General features: G+C 70.6%; 15 protein-coding genes. 11 read left to right on the forward strand and 4 right to left on the reverse strand.

Going from position 1 to position 17,909, the window contains the following annotated elements; all coding sequences use genetic code 11:
* The first annotated feature begins 75 nt into the window (after positions 1–75).
* Together AMK29_RS20080 and AMK29_RS20085 are read left to right on the forward strand one after the other, a co-directional pair.
* A complete protein-coding gene (locus AMK29_RS20080; RefSeq protein WP_073814646.1) occupies positions 76–372 on the forward strand; it encodes a hypothetical protein in 297 nt (98 codons plus the stop codon).
* Positions 369–680: a hypothetical protein gene (locus AMK29_RS20085; protein ID WP_073814648.1), complete on the forward strand. Its 312-nt coding sequence runs from the start codon at positions 369–371 to the stop codon at positions 678–680. The genes AMK29_RS20080 and AMK29_RS20085 overlap by 4 nt, the downstream gene beginning before the upstream one ends.
* A gap of 695 nt (positions 681–1,375) precedes the next feature.
* On the opposite strand, the gene AMK29_RS20090 is transcribed toward AMK29_RS20085, so the two are convergent.
* The gene (locus AMK29_RS20090; RefSeq protein ID WP_073814650.1) at positions 1,376–2,437 is read right to left on the reverse strand and encodes a PucR family transcriptional regulator; all 1,062 of its coding nucleotides are present in this window, start codon (positions 2,435–2,437) and stop codon (positions 1,376–1,378) included.
* 227 nt (positions 2,438–2,664) lie between these two features.
* Here AMK29_RS20090 and AMK29_RS20095 point away from each other — a divergent pair, with 227 nt between their 5' ends.
* The 9 genes from AMK29_RS20095 (at position 2,665) to AMK29_RS37960 (ending at position 16,099) form a co-directional block, all read left to right on the forward strand.
* Positions 2,665–3,045 (forward strand): hypothetical protein, encoded by a 381-nt coding sequence (locus AMK29_RS20095; RefSeq protein WP_073814652.1) that lies wholly within the window; start codon positions 2,665–2,667, stop codon positions 3,043–3,045.
* A 190-nt stretch (positions 3,046–3,235) separates the two neighbouring features.
* Entirely contained in the window at positions 3,236–5,260 is a 2,025-nt protein-coding gene (locus AMK29_RS20100; protein ID WP_073814865.1) for a hypothetical protein, read from the forward strand.
* 97 nt (positions 5,261–5,357) lie between these two features.
* Positions 5,358–10,214: a DNA repair ATPase gene (locus AMK29_RS20105; RefSeq protein ID WP_073814654.1), complete on the forward strand. Its 4,857-nt coding sequence runs from the start codon at positions 5,358–5,360 to the stop codon at positions 10,212–10,214.
* A gap of 21 nt (positions 10,215–10,235) precedes the next feature.
* Complete coding sequence (locus AMK29_RS20110) at positions 10,236–10,466, forward strand: hypothetical protein (protein ID WP_073814656.1); 231 nt, start codon at positions 10,236–10,238, stop codon at positions 10,464–10,466.
* A gap of 104 nt (positions 10,467–10,570) precedes the next feature.
* Entirely contained in the window at positions 10,571–11,002 is a 432-nt protein-coding gene (locus AMK29_RS20115) for an NfeD family protein (RefSeq protein WP_073814658.1), read from the forward strand.
* A gap of 3 nt (positions 11,003–11,005) precedes the next feature.
* Positions 11,006–12,064: an SPFH domain-containing protein gene (locus AMK29_RS20120; protein WP_073814660.1), complete on the forward strand. Its 1,059-nt coding sequence runs from the start codon at positions 11,006–11,008 to the stop codon at positions 12,062–12,064.
* A gap of 417 nt (positions 12,065–12,481) precedes the next feature.
* Positions 12,482–14,026 carry an alanine/glycine:cation symporter family protein gene (locus AMK29_RS20125; protein WP_073814661.1) on the forward strand — a complete coding sequence of 515 codons (1,545 nt, stop codon included), beginning with the start codon at positions 12,482–12,484 and terminating at the stop codon, positions 14,024–14,026.
* Positions 14,027–14,259: 233 nt separating this feature from the next.
* Positions 14,260–15,558, forward strand: coding sequence for a Na+/H+ antiporter NhaA (gene nhaA / locus AMK29_RS20130; RefSeq protein WP_073814663.1), 1,299 nt, complete (start codon positions 14,260–14,262; stop codon positions 15,556–15,558).
* Positions 15,559–15,583: 25 nt separating this feature from the next.
* Positions 15,584–16,099, forward strand: coding sequence for a hypothetical protein (locus AMK29_RS37960; protein WP_073814665.1), 516 nt, complete (start codon positions 15,584–15,586; stop codon positions 16,097–16,099).
* A gap of 156 nt (positions 16,100–16,255) precedes the next feature.
* Here AMK29_RS37960 and AMK29_RS37260 read toward each other — a convergent pair whose 3' ends face one another.
* The 3 genes from AMK29_RS37260 to AMK29_RS36460 form a co-directional block, all read right to left on the reverse strand.
* Positions 16,256–16,492 (reverse strand): hypothetical protein, encoded by a 237-nt coding sequence (locus tag AMK29_RS37260; RefSeq protein WP_241845534.1) that lies wholly within the window; start codon positions 16,490–16,492, stop codon positions 16,256–16,258.
* A gap of 3 nt (positions 16,493–16,495) precedes the next feature.
* Positions 16,496–17,281 (reverse strand): NUDIX hydrolase, encoded by a 786-nt coding sequence (locus AMK29_RS20140; RefSeq protein ID WP_241845536.1) that lies wholly within the window; start codon positions 17,279–17,281, stop codon positions 16,496–16,498.
* Between the two features lie 76 nt (positions 17,282–17,357).
* A complete protein-coding gene (locus AMK29_RS36460; RefSeq protein WP_158071338.1) occupies positions 17,358–17,564 on the reverse strand; it encodes a hypothetical protein in 207 nt (68 codons plus the stop codon).
* Between the last annotated feature and the right edge of the window lie 345 nt (positions 17,565–17,909).

Consider the following 17,909-nt stretch of genomic DNA (forward strand, 5'->3'; position numbering starts at 1 on the left):
CCACTAGGATCAACCCATAGGTGAGCCGGGAAGCCTGGTCGGCACAGACTTCCGCCTGCCCTTGGAGCCCCGGCCATGCCCCTCACTCTTGTCGTGCTCGCCCTATGGGCGATCGCCTTCCTCACGTTCAACACCGTCGTCAGCGTCCGGGTCTGGCGGATCAGTACGCTGCCGCGCCGGCGACGGGCCCTTCCCGGGCTACTGCTGTGCGCCGGTCTCGCGGCCAGTCTCAGCCGGGCCACCGGAGCCACCGCCATCGCCGAGACGCTCGCCTTCCCCCTCTTCGTGGCCACGGCGGCGATCGGCCTGTTCGAGCTACGCCGCCACCGGGTGCGTTCCTCCCGCCCCGATGATTCGGGCGCTCTGACGTGAGTACCTGGGCGAGCTGGACACTGCTGATCGGCGGCGCGGCGCTGCTCCTGGTGCCAAGCACCGCCGTTCTCCTGGGCTGGAGGCCGGGCCGCCTCGCCCGGACAGGCGCGCCCACCCGCCTGCTGGGTGCCGCGGGCGTCACGCTGTACGCGGCCGTGCTGACCGACGAGGTGGCACGCCTGGCCGGGGCGACAGGCGGCGTACTGAGGGCATGCGCCTACAGCGCCCTGGGAATGATCGGGTGCTCGATCGTCCTCGTGATCCTGTACGACGTTCTGGCGGGGCGATCCCGGTCGGGGCGTCGATGACCAGGCGTGCGGCACTGCCTGAGGAACCCGGCGCAGACGCGTGATCTCATCGCTGTGCCCGGACCGAGACGGCCACGGCGGCAGCGAACGCGAGCGCCAGCGACCCGACACCGAACAGAGGCGTCTGCAGCTGTGGGACGAAGTACATGAAAGCTCCGGCGGCTGTCAGTACGGACCCGCTCGCCAGCAGTGGGACGGACGGTCCGGTTCCAGCGGTCCATGGCATTTGACGGCCCCCTCAGATCGACAACGAGCATACGAGCCCCGCCCTGTGCGCGCGGGGAACCGCGTGACGTCCCACCTCTTCGGGCTATGGAGGACCGTGGCCGTCGGGCGCCGAACGAGCGGAGAGCGCTGTCGGCCCTCCGTCGCTGCCCTCGGGCGGGGCGGACCGATCGCTCGGTATGACGGGGAGGATCAGCGCCAGCAGGGCGATGACGGCGAGTACGGCTGCTGCCACGACGCGGCGGCTACGGCCTGGGCTGGGGCGATCGCGGGTGATGCCGGCGCTCGGGGAACTGTGCGTTCAGCGAGTCGATCAGGGAGGCCAGGCGGGATCGTCGTGAGTGAGACTGCGCTCGATTTCGCCGAGGATCCGTGGGGCATCGGTGGAGTGACTCATGGTGACCGCCTAGGGGCGAAGACGGTGGACAGACGGTCCTTCCACCCCCCAGTTTGCCCGACCAGCCCCGTGATCACAGGGGCTGGTCGGGCCAGTTCAGGAGGCGGGCGCCGACGACAGCGGTCTGGAGGGTGTAGCGCTGGACCGGGTCGCCGGGGTCGGCTCCGGTGAGGCGGTGGATGCGCTCAAGCCGGTAGGTCATCGCCCGCACGCTGAGGCTGAGGCGACGGGCCGCCTGGGCGGTGACGCAGCCGGTGTCGAAGTACGCGGCAAGAGTGTCCAGAAGTGGCTTCGCGCCGCCACGAGCCTCCCTGAGCGGTCCGAGCACCGTGCTGACGAGATCTGCCATGGCCTGTCGGTCGCGTGTCAGAACGGGGTAGACGAGGAGGTCGGCGGCGTACAGGACCGGCTCGTCCAAGCCCATGCGGTCGGCCAGGTCGAGGGCGTTGAGGGCCTCCTCGTAGGAGTGGACGACGCCGCCAGCACCCGGGTGCGCGCGGCCGACGGCCACCTGGCCGCCGTCGGTGGCGGCGTACGCCTGCTTGGCGAAGTGGGCGAGCACGTCGGGCTGGTCGGCAGGGGCGACGCAGATCAGCCTGCCGTCCTTGGTGGTGAGCAGGATGCGGCGGTTGCCGAAGCGGGTGGCGAGGGAGGCTTCGACGGTACGGGTGACCTCGTAGCCGTCGCTGTACGGCTCCCGCCCCTGGGCGACGGCCACGGCGTGCGCGTGGGACAGCAGCAGCCCGAAACGTTCGGCACGTTCCGCCAGTCTGCCCAGATCGCTCCGGCCGTAGAGCAGGTCGTCGATGAACTCGCGCCGTGCGGCCTCCTCCTGCCGCACTGCCAGGCGCTGGGCGCGTTCGTGGCCCTCGGCGAACGCGTCGACGGCCTGTCCGACGGCGCTCAGGAGGTGGTCGGCGGCGGCCCTCGGAAGCCCGGGCCGCACCCGTTCGGCGGCGGAGAGATGCGCCCGGACGAGAGCCCGCAGCCCAAGACCGGCCTCCGCCGCCCGCTCCCCGCGAGAGCGCAGGGCGTCGCGTTCCTCGCGAGACAGGCCGCGGCCGGTCGCGCAGACGTCCGTCAGGATCGCTGCGTACCCGTCCAGGTACTCCTCACTCGGTTCCCTCTCCGTCACGGCCCCTCCCGGCTTCCTGACGCGTCTCTGACGAGTTCTTGACGCGAAGGGACCAAGCCTGGCACGTCCCCCGGGAGGGCTCGCCACCGGCATCAGGGAGACGTCAAAGACTTCCGGGTTACGGCAATGCGAAGGAAGGTGACTCTGCTTCAGGATGGCTGTCGGAAGGGCATGGGCCTTGGTCTGATGCCGGAGGACGGAAGCCGCGACACGTCAGGGGGAGAGCCATGGGGGAGTTCCTGAACGCCGCCGTCGGCTTCCCCTCGTTGTCGTTCAGTGCGGCCGTGGTCGCCGTGGCGGTGTTCTGGCTGCTGGTGGTGTGCGGTGCCGTGGAGCGCGACGGCTTCGACGGCGACGTGGATTCCGAAGCGCTGCGTCTCGGCCGGGTGCCCGTCGCGGTGGCGGCCTCCCTGTTCATCGTGGGCGGCTGGATCCTGAGCGTCACCGGCTCCGTGCTCCTCGGCCTCGCCGATGTGCCCCGACCCTTCTCTGCTCTCCTCTCGCTCGCCTTGCTGGTGCTCGCTCCCGTCGCCTCGTGGTGGGTGACCCGGCGCCTCGTGCGGCCGCTGGCGAAGCTCTTTCCCGACGAACCCGGGCCCCTCCGGTAGGACTCCGCGGACCCGGCGGAGTCTCCCGAACGGGACCGGACCGCCGCCGCCGGGCGGCACCATCTCCCCGCGCCCGCACGGCGACGCAGGTAACAGTTCCTCGGGTAGCACCCGTCATCCGGTGCGCGCCCTCCTGTCCCGCCGCCCGAGCCTGCGGCTTCCCTCTTCCTTCATCGACACGGGGTTCCTCATGGATGCCATCACCTCGGGCATCGGCGTGCTCGTCGCCGTTGTCCTGTTCATCGTCGTCGCCTCGCTCCTCGTGGTCAGCCGGCTGTTCCGCAAGGTGGAGCAGGGCAAGGCGCTGATCGTCTCGAAGATGCGGAAGGTCGACGTCACCTTCACCGGGCAGGTCGTCCTGCCCGTCCTGCACAAGGCCGAGGTCATGGACATCTCGGTGAAGACCATCGAGATCTCCCGGACCGGGCGCGACGGTCTGATCTGCCGGGACAACATCCGCGCCGACATCCGGATCTCGTTCTTCGTCCGCGTCAACAAGACCGTGGAGGACGTCATCAAGGTCGCCCAGGCCATCGGAACGGCACGCGCCAGCGACAAGGAGACGCTGCAGGAGCTGTTCAACGCCAAGTTCTCCGAGGCGCTCAAGACCGTCGGCAAGCAGCTCGACTTCACCGACCTCTACACCAAGCGCGAGGAGCTCCGCTTCCGGATCATCGAGATCATCGGCATCGACCTCAACGGCTACAGCCTGGAGGACGCGGCCATCGACTACCTGGAGCAGACCCCGCTGTCCCAGCTCGACCCCGGCAACATCCTCGACGCCCAGGGCATCCGCAAGATCACCGAACTGACCGCGGTGGAGAACGTCCGGACGAACGAGTTCCGCCAGCACGAGCAGAAGGAGATCACCCGGCAGAACGTCGACGCCCGCGAAGCCATCCTGGAGCTGGAGCGGCGCCAGGCCGACGCCGAGATCAAGCAGAAGCGCGAGATCGACACCGTCCGGGCCCGGGAGGAGGCCGAGACCGCGAGGGTGGTGGAGGAGGAGCGGCTGCGGGCCCAGAGCGCCTTCCTGAAGACGGAGGAGCAGCTCGGCATCCAGCGGGAGAACCAGGCCCGCGAGGTGGCGGTGGCGCAGAAGAACCGCGAGCGGGTCATCGCCGTGGAGAACGAGCGGATCGAGAAGGACCGCCTCCTCGAAGTCATCGCCCGCGACCGGGAGACCGAGCTGACCCGCATCTCTGCTGAGAAGGAGGTGGAGTCGGAGCGCCGGGACATCGCAGAGGTGATCCGCGAGCGGATCGCGGTGGACCGTACGGTCGCCGAGCAGGAGGAGTCGATCAAGCGGCTGCGGACGGTCGAGGAGGCCGAGCGCACCCGGCAGGCCGTCGTCATCGCCGCCGAGGCGGAGGCCCAGGAGAGGCTGGTCAAGGACATCAAGGCGGCCGAGGCCGCCGAGCAGGCCGCCGTCCACCGGGCCGCCGAACAGCTCACCCTCGCCGAGGCCCGCAACAAGGCCGCCGACATGGACGCCCGCGCCAAGATCCGCCTCGCCGAGGGCATCCAGGCCGAAGCCGCCGCCGAAGGCCTCGCGGCCGCGCAGGTACGGGAGAAAGAGGCCGACGCCATCCAGAAGACCGGCCGCGCCGAGGCCGAGGCGACCGAGGCACGCCTGCGTGCGGAGGCCGAGGGGCTGCGGGCCAAGGCGCTCGCGGAGGCCACCGCGATCGGCGAGAAGCTCAAGTCCGAGGCGGAGGGGCTGAACCAGAAGGCGATCGCCGTCGCCGCGTTCGACGAGGCCTCCCGCACCCACGAGGAGTACCGGCTGCGCCTGGAGGCGGAGAAGGAGATCCGGCTCGCCGGCCTCGACGTGCAGCGGCAGGTCGCCGAGGCGCAGGCCACCGTGCTCGCCACCGGCCTGGAGAACGCCGACATCAACATCGTCGGCGGGGAGTCGGTCTTCCTCGACCGGCTCGTGCAGTCCGTCGCGCTCGGCAAGTCCGTCGACGGCTTCATGGATCACTCGCAGACCGCGCAGGCGCTGGCCGGCCCGTGGCTTATGGGGGAGGGGTCCTTCACCGAGGACCTCACCCGGGTGCTCGGCTCGCTCTCCAGCGCCGACGTGCAGAACCTCAGCGTCTCCGCTCTGCTCGCGAAGGTCATGAAGTCCGGCGTGCTCGACGCGCACGCCCCCGGCCCGGCCACCGCCGCCCTGGCCGAGACCGCCGCGCTGAACGGCGCGGCCACGAACTGACCGCCCCGGGGGGAGCGGTCATAGCGGGTCCGGTGCCGGCATACGGGGGTTGTCGGCGCCGGACCCGCATCCATCACGGGACAAGGAGCGGATCGACATGAGCACCGGAATCGACCAGGACACGTACGCGGTGCTGCGCGACCGCCTCTCGGCGCAGGCGGCAGAGCTGGCCGGGCGTGCCGAGGCGCTCAACACCGCCCGCACCACCGCCTTCGGTTCCGGTGGGCTGTCTCTCACCGGCACCGCCAGCGTCCGCACCGAGGGCGCCGGGGTACTGCTGGACGTCGCCGCTGTCGGGGACGACGTCCTCTTGTTCGGCTCCCACCCGGCCTCCGCGCAGAGCGCCGAGCCGTCGGTCGCCGACGTCTTCACCCTCCACGACCGGGACCTGAACCCGCTGTCCGAGGACGCGGTGCCCGGCCTCCTCGACGACCCCGGCTTCGTACGGGAGTTCTCGGCGCTGCACCGGTACTTCCGGGGCGCGCGCCTGCTCCGCCTGCGACGCGTGGAGAGCCGGCTCCTCGCCGTCTTCCGGACCGGGCAGAAGGCCGACGACATCCGCGTCCTGCGCTGGTCCGTCGGGCCGTCCGGCGAGACGCGGTTCCTCGACGCCCTGGGAGAACGCGACCACGTCTTCCCGCCCTCGCACGACGTCGACTGGGTGGACACGACCCGCGACGACCACGTCCAGGGCCGGCATCCGCACATCTCACTCGGCGGCCGCCTCTTCGTCTCCACGGTCGGCGGGGCGCTGACGCTCAAGACGGAGAACGACGCCGAGAGGGCCGAGGGCGTGTACGCCGAGCCGGTCGACGAGCCGCTCCAGGCACTGGCTGACGCCGAGGTCGCGTACGCGGTCGTAGGGGCCCTGACCCTGGTGCGTGTCCGCCCGTACAAAGAGGAGGTCGTCCGCCACCTCGTCTTCAACGCTCTCACCGGGAGCGTGGTCAGGCTCGACGGCATCGGTCAGTCGTGTATGCGGCTGCCCGAGGACGAGGGAATCGTCTTCCCCGGGGGCTACTGCCTCGCCTCCGGTGCGGTGAAGACCTTCGACACCGACACCTCGGACCTGGTCTTCGACCGGGCGATCCGTTCGTCCGACGGCGAGAACCTCCTCTTCGCCTTCCACACCCGGCCGGAGCGCCGCGGTCTCCTCCTGCCGTACAACCTGATCCGCAAGGAGATCGCCCATCCGGTGTCCTGCCGCGGATACGCGCTGCTCGACGACGGGACGATGGTCGTGCTGCGCGACGAGACCGGAGAGCCCGGCCGGGTCCACCCCGTGCAGATCTGGCGGACCCCGTACGTCTCCGACACGCATGCGACCCCTGCCGTGGACGGTCCGCTGGCCCGCATCGGCAACGCGGATCTCGTCCGGGGGATCGCCGACTGCCTGACGATCGCCCGTCAGGCCACCGAGCTGACCCCCGCCGGCGAGGTCTACGAGGCCCTCGTCGCCGCCTGCGTGCGCGCGGGCGACGTCCACCACTGGCTGGGCGACCCGGAGACCGGCGACCTGCGCACCCCACTGACCGAACTCCGGGCCACCGCAGCGCAAGTCCTCGACGAGTTCGAGACGGTGACCACGCTCACCCGGCAGGCGGCGGAGGCTTTCGCGGACTCCGCTCAGCAGGTCGGCCGGCTGGTCCGGCGCATCCGGGGCGAGGCGCCCGCCACGGCCGAGGAGTGGATCTCCCGGATCACCGAGCTCCGCCGGGCGCAGGGCCACTTGGTGACCCTGAAGGACATGCGGTACGCCGACACGGACGGCATCGACACCCTCGCCGGGGACGTCGAGGCCGACATCGCCTCGGCTGCCCAGCGGGCCTTCGCCTTCCTCCGGCGGGAGGACGCCTTCACCAGCCACCACGCCGAGGCGGAACGGCTCGCGACCCAGGCCGGCGCCGTCACCACCGTGGCGGGCGCGGGCCCGGTCGCCGAACGGCTCGACACGCACACCGCCGGCCTGCGGACGCTCAGCGAGATCATCGCCGGCCTCGACATCGGCGACGCCACCGTCCGCACCTCGATCCTGGAACGGATCGCCGACGTCCTGGGGGCGCTGAACCGCGCCCGGGCCCTCCTCGCCGCCCGCCGCGCCGAACTCCTCGACCAGGAGGGGCGGGCGGAGTTCGCCGCCGAGTTCGCCCTGCTCGGCCAGACCGCCACCGGCGCGCTGGCCGCCGCGGACACCCCCGACCGCTGCGAGGGCCAGCTCGGCCGGCTGCTGCTCCAGCTGGAGAACCTGGAGTCCCGCTTCGCCGAGCACGACGGCTTCCTCGGCGAGATCGCCGACAAGCGCGCCGAGCTGTACGACGCGTTCGCCGCGCGCAGGCAGTCCCTCCAGGACGCCCGCGCCCGCCGCGCCGAGCGCCTCGCGGCATCGGCCGGCCGCGCCCTGGAAGCGGTCGCCCGGCGAGCCGGAACGCTGGCCGACCTGGACGAGGTGAACACGTACTTCGCCTCCGACCCCATGGTCGCCAAGATCCGGCGCACCGGCGCCGAGCTGCGGGAACTCGGCGAGGAGGCACGGGCGGAGGAACTGGAGAGCCGCCTCGGCGCCGCCCGGCAGGAAGCAGGTCGCTCGCTGCGGGACCGCAGCGAGCTCTTCGCCGACGGCGGCGCCACGATCCGGCTCGGCCGGCACCGCTTCGCCCGCAACCGGCAGGCCCCCGAGCTGACCCTCGTACCGCACGAGGACACCCTCGCCCTCAGCCTGACCGGAACCGACTACCGCGTGCCCCTCACCGACCCGGACTTCGCCGAGACCCGCCCGTTCTGGGACCGGACCCTGCCCTCGGAGTCGCCCGACGTCTACCGGTCCGAATACCTCGCCGCGCGCCTCCTCGCCGAGCACGGCGCCGGCACACTGGCGGGGGAGGACCTGGCCGCGCTCGCGCGACGGGCCGCCGAGGCCGCGTACGACGAGGGGTACGAGCGCGGCGTCCACGACCACGACGCGGCGGCGATCCTGCAGGCCCTCCTCCGGCTCCACGCAAGCATCGGACTGCTCAGGTACCCGGCTCCGGCACGCGCGGCCGCCCAGATCTTCTGGGCCCACACCGCCACCGCCGAGGCCCGCGACCAGTGGACCCGCCGCGCCGACGCCCTGACCCGGGCCCGCGACCTGTTCGGCGCGGAGACGGCCGTCGACGGCCTGCGGGACGAGCTGGCCGAGGAGATCGGCGACCCGGCGGCCGCCGCTTACCTCGTCGAGGAACTCGCCACCGCGCCAACGGGCTTCGCCGTCTCGGACGCGGCACGGACCCTGCTCGACAAGTTCCGCCGCGCCGTCGGCACCTCCGCCTACGACGACGCCCTCGCCTCCCTCACCGGACCGCACGCGCGACGTCAGCTCGTCGAGGCCTGGCTCACCTCCTACGCGGCAGCGTCCGGGGAGCGGCTCGACGAGGGCGTCCTCGCCGAAGCCATAGCGGTCGAACTGTGCCCGGAGCTCGACCGCTACGAGATCGCCGCCCCCACCACCGAGACAGTCCCCGGGCTCCTGGGCAACCACCCCCGCCTGCGGGGGCGCGCCCTGGAGGTGCGACTCGACGAGTTCCTGGCCAGGACGCGGTACTTCGCCGCCACCGACGTGCCGGCCTTCCGCGCGTACCAGGAGCGCAGGGCTCGGCTCGTCGCCACCGAGCGCGACCGGCTCCGCCTTGACGAGTACCGGCCCCGGGTCATGTCGTCCTTCGTCCGCAACCGGCTCGTCGACGAGGTCTACCTCCCCCTCATCGGCGACAACCTTGCCAAACAGCTTGGCGCGGCCGGAGATGCCAGGAGGAGCGACTCCCAGGGCCTGCTGCTGCTCCTGTCCCCGCCCGGCTACGGCAAGACCACACTGATCGAGTACGTCGCCGAACGCCTCGGCCTGCTCCTCGTCAAGGTCGACGGACCCGCCCTCGGACACCGGACGACCTCCCTCGACCCCGCCGAGGCCCCCGACGCGACCGCCCGCCGGGAACTGGAGAAGATCGCCTTCGCCCTGGCAGCGGGCAGCAACGTCCTGCTGTACGTCGACGACATCCAGCACTGCTCGCCCGAGTTCCTGCAGAAGTTCATCCCGCTCTGCGACGCCACCCGAACCCTGAACGGCCACGACCTCCGCGGCAAGCGCTTCGCCGTCTGCATGGCCGGAAACCCCTGCACGGAGTCCGGGCAGGCCTTTCGTGTCCCGGACATGCTCGCCAACCGGGCCGACGTGTGGAACCTCGGCGACGTCCTCACCGGCAAGGAGAAGGCCTTCGCATTCAGCTTCGTGGAGAACGCCCTCACGTCCCACCCGGTCCTGGCGCCCCTAGCGGGCCGTGAACGCCCCGACCTGGAGCTGCTGACCCGGTTGGCGGCCGGCGACCCGACAGCGCGTCGTGACCGGCTCACCCACCCCTACGCCCCCGCCGAGCTCGACCAGGTCATCACCGTCCTCCGTCACCTCCTCAACGCCCGCGAGACCGTGCTCGCCGTCAACAAGGAGTACATCGCCTCGGCCGCCACCACCGACGAGGCCCGCACCGAGCCGCCCTTCCGGCTCCAGGGCTCGTACCGCACCATGAACAAGATCGCCGCCCGAATCTCACCCGCGATGAACGACGCCGAGCTCAGCGCGGTGATCGACGACCACTACACCGCCGAGGCCCAGACCCTCACCACCCAGGCCGAGGCCAACCTCCTCAAGCTCGCCGCGATCCGCGGCACCCTCACCCCGGCACAGACCGCCCGCTGGACCGAGATCACCGCCACCCACGCCCGTACCCGAGCCCTCGGAGGATCCGCAGACGACCCCGTGGCCCGGGCGGTCGCCGCACTCGGCCTGCTCGCCGACCGCATCACCGCCGTCGAGGCCGCGATCACCCGGGCGACGGACCCCCGCCACCTCCTCGCGCGCCCCGCCGGACGGCACGCGTCACACTCCGCCGACGTCACCGCTTCCGCCCACCGCCACAACTGACGCAGGAAGGGCTGAGACAGCATGGCCAAGCCCCTGTACGCGGCGATCGGAGAGCACCCGATCCTCTGCCTGATGTGCGGCAACGACACGTTCCGGAAGCGGGAGGTGCTGCTGAACAGCACGGGAATGGAGTTCTTCAACATGGCGTGGGCGAACGAGTCGGCGACCGGCCTGATCTGCTGGTCGTGTGGTCATGTGCACCCGTTCGTCAACCCCGCCCTCAGGACGTACCGACAGAAGCGGGAGCACTGAGGCACGCCCGCCTGGGCGTGCTACCTCACAGAAAAGGGCATAACCGACAAAAGGTGCACTTTTTGTTCGGTCCTTCATGGAGTCGCACCTGCCGGGAGAGCGCCATGGATCTATGGCTGGTCTGGTTGATCGCCGCAGGGGTGCTGGCGGTGGCGGAGATCCTCACCCTCACCGCCGCACTCGGGATCCTCGGCGTCGCCGCGGCGGTCACGGCGGGAACCGCCGCGCTGGGGCTCCCGCCACCCTTGCAGCTCGTCGTCTTCACCGCTCTGGCCGTGGTCAGCCTGTTGTTCGTGCGTCCCGTCGCCGTGCGCCAACTGCGGGGGCCACAGACCGAGCGGTTCGGCACGGACGCGCTGGTGGGCCGCTCCGCCCATGTCGTGTCAGAGGTGACGGGCCTGGGCGGCAGGGTCCGCATCGGTGGCGAGGAGTGGACGGCCCGCGCCTACGACGACACGCTGGTAATACCTCCGGGAGTGACCGTCGACGTCATGGAGATCGACGGCGCCACCGCCGTCGTCTACCCCCGGGAGTGAGTCATGGACGTGCCGGGACTGCTCATAGCCGGTCTGATCCTCGCGGCCCTCGCGGTGTTCACCGTCGTGCGGGCGGTACGCATCGTGCCGCAGGCTCGGGCCCGCAACGTCGAACGCCTCGGCCGCTACCGGCGCACCCTGAGGCCAGGGCTCAACCTGGTCATCCCCTACGTCGACCGCGTCTATCCGGTGATCGACCTTCGCGAACAGGTCGTCTCGTTCAGGCCGCAGCCGGTCATCACCGAGGACAACCTGGTCGTCGAGATCGACACCGTGCTGTACTTCCAGGTCACCGACCCGCGAGCGGCCGCCTACGAGATCGCCGACTTCCTCCAGGGCGTCGAACAGCTCACCGTCACCACCCTGCGCAACGTCGTGGGCTCCATGGACCTGGAGAAGACCCTGACCTCCCGGGACACCATCAACAACCAGCTCCGCGGCGTGCTCGACGAGGCGACGGGCAAGTGGGGGCTGAGAGTCAACCGCGTGGAGATCAAGGCCATCGACCCTCCGCAGTCCATCAAGGACGCCATGGAGAAGCAGATGCGCGCCGAGCGCGACAAGCGGGCGGCGATCCTGGGAGCGGAGGGGCAGCGCCAGTCGCAGATCCTGACCGCCGAAGGGGACAAGCAGGCCGCCGTGCTCCGGGCGGAAGGTAACCGCACCGCCGAGATCCTCAAGGCCGAGGGGCAGTCCCGGGCCGTCGACGAGGTCTTCCAGGCCGTGCACCGCAACGACCCCGACCCGGGGCTCCTCGCCTACCAGTACATGCAGATGCTGCCGCAGCTCGCCCAGGGCGCGGGCAGCACCTTCTGGGTGATCCCCAGCGAGGTCACCTCCGCCCTCCAGGGGGTGTCCCGCGCCTTCAACGAGGTGCTGCCCAAATCCCCGGCCACCCGGGAGACGTCCGCGGAGGACAGGGCCGCCGCCCAGGCGGCCGACGACGCGGCGCAGGCGGCGGAAGCCGCCGCCGAGGCACTCGCCGACGCGGCCGAAGCCGACGCCGACACGCGCCCCTTCACCACCGGCCGTCAGGCACCGCGGGGCCCGGACGGCGGCTAAGACAGCCGGTGTCGCTGCCGCCATCGCTGGCATCTCCCGTTGAGCGACCGACAGGAGTGTCCTGACGCGAGCTCCTGACCAGGGGGAATAAGTGCACGGTGAACGGATGGGCCTGTCCGAATAACGGTCACATCACGGTTCCTGCGCTTTTCGCAGATCACCGTGAGTGAAGTGACATGCGTCACGTGGCGGGGTCGGGTCGGCGTGTAGGAATGCGCAACTCCGCAGGTGGCACCACCCCTCGCCCGTCCTGCGGGATGCCGGGCACATCCCGGCAGTACGACCGAGGTGATCACGCTCCGAGTCCACGGACGTCGATCTCTCGGCTCGCCGACCGGACAACGGCGTTCGCTCACAGACCGCACCCCCACTGGCGCTGCCTCCCGCGCGCCGGTCCTGCGCACTGAGGTCCCCACCGTGTCACTCGATTCCTTCACCCAGTCCGTCGACGAAGCCGTCAGCGGCTTTTTCGAGCCGATAGCCACGTGGCTCGGCGAGATCGTCTTCTACGCCGTGCCCGTGGGCGGCACCCAGCTTCCGCTGATCGTGGCCTGGCTCGTCGTCGCCGGTCTGGTCTTCACCGGCTGGTTCGGTTTCGTCCAGCTGCGCAAGTTCCGGCTCGCCGTGGACGTGGTGCGCGGCAAGTACGACGAGAAGGGATCGGCCGGCGAGGTCAACCACTTCCAGGCGCTGACCGCCGCCGTCTCCGGCACGGTCGGCCTCGGCAACATCGCCGGTGTGGCCGTCGCGGTCTCCATCGGCGGCCCGGGCGCCACGTTCTGGATGATCCTCTGTGGCCTGCTCGGCATGGCCACCAAGTTCGTCGAGGTCACGCTCGGTGTGAAGTACCGCGAGGTGCACGCCGACGGCACCGTCTCCGGCGGCCCCATGCACTACCTGCCCAAGGGCCTGGCCGAACGCTTCGGCAAGAACGGCAAGACCCTCGGCAAGGTCCTCGCCGTCCTCGCCTCCTTCATGATCCTGTTCTTCGGCCTCTTCGGCGGCAACCTCTTCCAGGTCAACCAGTCCTACGCGCAGCTCGTGTCCGTCACCGGCGGCGAAGACGGCGCCCTGGGCTCCTCCGCCGGCGCGCTGTTCTTCGGCATCCTGATCGCCGCCCTCGTCGGCATCGTGCTCCTCGGCGGCATCCGCTCCATCGCCTCCGTCACCAGCAAGCTGGTCCCCGCGATGGCCGGCATCTACATCGCCGCCTGCCTCGTCGTCATCGCCGTCAACGCCTCCGCCGTGCCCTCCGCGGTCTCCACGATCATCGAGGGCGCCTTCAACCCCGAGGGCGTCGCCGGCGGTGTCCTGGGTGCGCTGATCATCGGCTTCAAGCGGGCCGCGTTCTCCAATGAGGCCGGACTGGGCTCCGCCCCGATCGCCCACTCCGCGGTGAAGACCAAGCACCCCGCGAGCGAGGGCCTGGTCGCCCTCCTGGAGCCGTTCATCGACACGGTCGTCATCTGCACCATGACCGCCCTGACCATCGTCATCGCCAACCCCGCCAGCTACGTCGAGCTCCGCAACGGCGGCGAGTCCATCGGCGGCGTCACCATCACCTCCGACGCCTTCGGAACGGTCATGCCCTGGTTCCCTTACATCCTCACGATCGCGGTGATGCTGTTCGCGATCTCCACGGTGCTGACCTGGGGCTACTACTGCATGAAGGCCTGGACCCACCTCTTCGGCCGCAGCAGGACCAGCGAGCTGACCTTCAAGGTCCTCTACACCCTCTTCGCGGTCGCGGGCTCCCTGCTCACCCTGCAGACGCTGATCGACATGGCCGACGCGGTGCTCTTCATGCTCGCCGTCATCAACATCATCGGCCTCTACCTCCTCGCCCCCGTTGTCAAGCGCGAGCTGAACACCTTCCTCGCCTTCGTCAAGAAGCGGGACGCCGGCCTCGACACCGACGGCGAGACCGACCCCCACCAGGAGCCGGTGAAGACCACCGTCTGACCGCCCCCCCGGCTGCCCGGCTCCCGAAGGGCCCTGCTTCTCACCTCGCGCCTTGGTGAGAAGCAGGGCCCTTCACCCCGTCTCGACAACTGAGAGACGCCCTGGCGAGGCCCCGCAGCGCCCGATAGGGTGTGAAGAACGCGTCAATGCGATGCGCTGGTGTGCCGGGAAGTCTGGTCGGCGTCGAGGGGCCCTGTGCCCAACCGTCAACCCACCCCGGAGGCCACCCCCTCATGACGCAGTCACGCCCGCGCAAGGTGATCCTCGGCCTGCTGCCCTGGCCCGAACGCCAGGCCGTCGCCGAGGCCCTGCGCACCGAGACCGTCGGCGGACTCGTCCTGCTCGCCGCCGCCGTCATCGCGCTCGCCTGGGCGAACAGCCCGTGGAGCGGGGCGTACGAGGCAGTGCGCGACTTCCACTTCGGCATCCCCGCCCTCGGCCTGGACCTCTCGGTCGCCCACTGGACCGCCGACGGCCTCCTCGCCGTCTTCTTCCTCGTCGCCGGCATCGAGCTGAAACGCGAGTTCGTCGTCGGCGAGCTGCGCACCCCCGCCACCGCCGCCCTGCCCGTCGTCGCCGCGTTCTGCGGCATGGCCATACCCGCCGCCCTGTACGCCCTCACCGTCACCCTCGGCGACGGAAGCCTTGAGGGCTGGGCCGTACCGATGGCCACCGACATCGCCTTCGCACTCGCGGTCCTCGCCGTCATCAGCACCCATCTGCCGTCCGCGCTCCGCGCCTTCCTGCTGACCCTCGCGGTCGTCGACGACCTCGGCGCCATCCTCATCATCGCCGTCTTCTTCACCTCCGACCTCAACTTCTGGGCCCTGGGCGGGGCATTCGCCGGCCTGGTCCTCTTCTACGCCCTCCAGCGCCTGCGGGTTCGCGGCTGGTGGTGGTACGTACCGCTCGGCGTCGCAACCTGGGCGCTGATGTACAACTCCGGGATCCACGCCACGGTCGCCGGCGTCGCCATCGGCCTGATCCTGCGCACCACCCGCGACCAAGGCGAGGAACGGTCCCCCGCCGCCCGGGTCTCCCACCTCGTGCACCCCTTCTCCGCCGGCGTAGCCGTCCCGCTGTTCGCCCTCTTCGCCGCCGGCGTCAGCGTCTCGGGCAGCGCCCTCGGCCACGTCTTCACCGACCCCGAGCCCCTCGGCGTCGTCATCGGCCTCGTCGTCGGCAAGGTCCTCGGCATCTTCCTCGGTACCTACCTCGCCGCACGCTTCACCCGCGCCGAACTCAACCCCGACCTCGCCTGGGCCGACGTTCTCGGCCTCGCCACCCTGGCCGGCATCGGCTTCACCGTCGCCCTCCTCATCGGCGAACTCGCCTTCCCCGACCCGGCCACCGGCGAACACATCAAGGCCGCCGTCCTGGTCGGCTCCCTCATCGCCGCCGTCCTCGCCGCGCTGCTCCTGCGCCGCCGCAACCGGATCTACAAGGAGCTGTGGGAAGAGGAAGAACGCGACGACGACGCCGACGGCATCCCCGACATCTACCAGACCGGCAGTACACGGCACTCCGGATGAACGATCAGGGCACGGCGCCGGCCCTGTGTTCATCCCGCAGTCCCACGTCCCCGGCGCGGAGGCCGAGGTGGACTTCGGGGAAGTGCACATCGTGCTCGCAGGGGTCCCCACCCGCTGCTACCTCTTCTCGTTCCGCCTGTCGTACGCCCATGAGAAGGGCGGAGTGGAAGGCCAGGTCGGGTACTTCCGGCGCAACGACTTCGTGCCCGTTCCCGTCCCGCCCGCACGCTCCAGCACTTCGCCACATGGCACCAGCTCCGCAAGCTCCGCGCCAAAAGCGGCCAAGAGCCCGCTGGGCACCAGCACGACGCAGGAATCCCATCAGCAGATCACCCAGGCCGGCGCCTTCCTGGTCTGGCTCGCCGCCCGGCACGTCACGCTGGAGTTCTGCACCCAGACCGACCTTGATGCCTGGCACGCGGAGACGTACTCCACCCGGCGTCCCGCACAGGCATTCCTGCGCTGGTGCATGGAGACCCGCCGGATGCCACGGCTGACCATCCCGAACCGCCCGACCACCAACCCCCACCCGATGGGCTAACACCAGCGCATCACCGCGCTGCAACGGGTCCTCGCCGACGACAGTAGCTCGCCGAGAGTCCGGCTCGCCGCCTGCTTGGTCCTGCTGTTCGCCCAGCCCGTCAACCGGATCGTCCGCATGGCCACCGACGACGTTGTCCACGACGGCCAGCACGTCCTACTCCGACTCGGCGACCCGCCCACCCCAGTCCCCGAGCCGATGGTTCTCGGCCGCGTGCCCGCGAATCAGGTTCCGGGTGGCCGGGCTCAGGCGCAGCCGGTCCAGTTCGTCGACCGCGAACCAGCGCAGAAGCACACCTTCGTGCAGCGCGAGTCGGTCGGGGTTGCCGCGCCACCGGCTCGCGAAGACCCGGACCGGGACGCTGAGGCCGTCTACGCTGGTGGCGGACTCCACGGCCTAGGGCTTCACGTCCTCGAGGCGGAGGTCGGGCACCTCCTCGGACAGCTCCCGCAGCAGCGTGGCCTCAAGGCTCGGGTCCTCGTGGGTACGGCCGCCGCCGAGAAGGGCGAATGCCCCCGACTGCCAGATGACGCCCGGCTTGTGGTCGCGAAGATGGAGCAGGTACCGGCCGGTCCCGTCGTGGATCAGCGCGGACGCGTTCACCGGCTCAGGCCGGCCGTGCAGCCGCGCCGAGAGGAGTTTCGCCCGCAGCGTCGGCGAGGTGACCTCTACCTGCGGGAGCCACTGAGCGCCGGACGCCTCCTCGTCATGCAACGCGATCGTCGGCGGCTCTTCGCCGGCGAGGTAGAAGACGTACCGGACGTCGTAGTGACGGTGGGCTGGTTCGCCCTTGGACGGGCTGGCGTCGATGTCGTGCACGTCGATGTCGACCGGAGAGCCGAGCAACTGCCGGGTCAGGCACAGGGCGCCCGGCCCGATCCCGGCCTCCTCCGACACCTCGCGCAGCGCCGCGGCGAGCAATGTGCGGTCACCGGGCTCGATGTGACCGCCCCGGGCGAGCAAGAGGCCGCCGGTGGCCCGATGCCGGATGTGCAGGACCCGGCCCTGCCGGTCGATGATGACAGGGCTGCACGTGACGTGCCCGGGCAGTGTCGTCCGGGCCGTCGCGTCGTCGGGCCGGTCCAGCGCGGCGAGAAGCCCGGCCAGCGCGTCACGCTCGCCGGGGTGTCGGCCGAGGTACGCCTCGACGGTCCTGCGGATCGCGGTAGAGCTGGGTGACATGGGCGTCGTCTCGCCTTCGAAGTCGTGAGAACGGAGCGGGAGGGCAGGCTGGAGGAAGGGGGGTCGAGCTGGTGGATCAGCTCACGGTCTCGTGGCCGGACGGCTGGGCGCCGCGGGGGCCGGGGTCTCCGCCCGCTACTACACGGCCGTCACCGGTGTGGAGGTTTCGGCGACCGAACGGCCGCAGGTCCAGCGGGTCCTGGAGGCGGGGGAAGTTCGGCACCGACTCGGCACGCAGCATGCTGCGGCTGTCGGTCGGCGTCTGCATTGGGGTGATCGGCATGGCGGCGGCCGCGGGCGCGCGCTGGTCTGCCTTCCAATCGGCGCTCAGCACCATGCCCACCTTTTACGGCAGCGCCCCCGCCATGTGCCCGAACTTCGGCCGAGTCAGCGGGCCTTCGTGCCGGACGTAGGACTGGTCGTAGCGCAGTCGGCTGCCGTACAGCTCCCGCTCGGCGATCGAGACGTTGTCCGTCGCTGCGGCCTTCGGGCCGCTCGCGATCTTGTCGCTTCCTGGTTCGACTGGCGTGGATGTGTTCCCCCTCGTGGACGTGGTGAAGGTGTCGCCATGTGCAACGACGCCGCATGATTTCGAGCACCTGTTCATTTCGGACGTGTTATGCGCCCC

Origin of the sequence: Streptomyces sp. CB02261 (assembly GCF_001905665.1) — a bacterium.
In the GTDB taxonomy this organism is placed as follows: domain Bacteria; phylum Actinomycetota; class Actinomycetes; order Streptomycetales; family Streptomycetaceae; genus Streptomyces.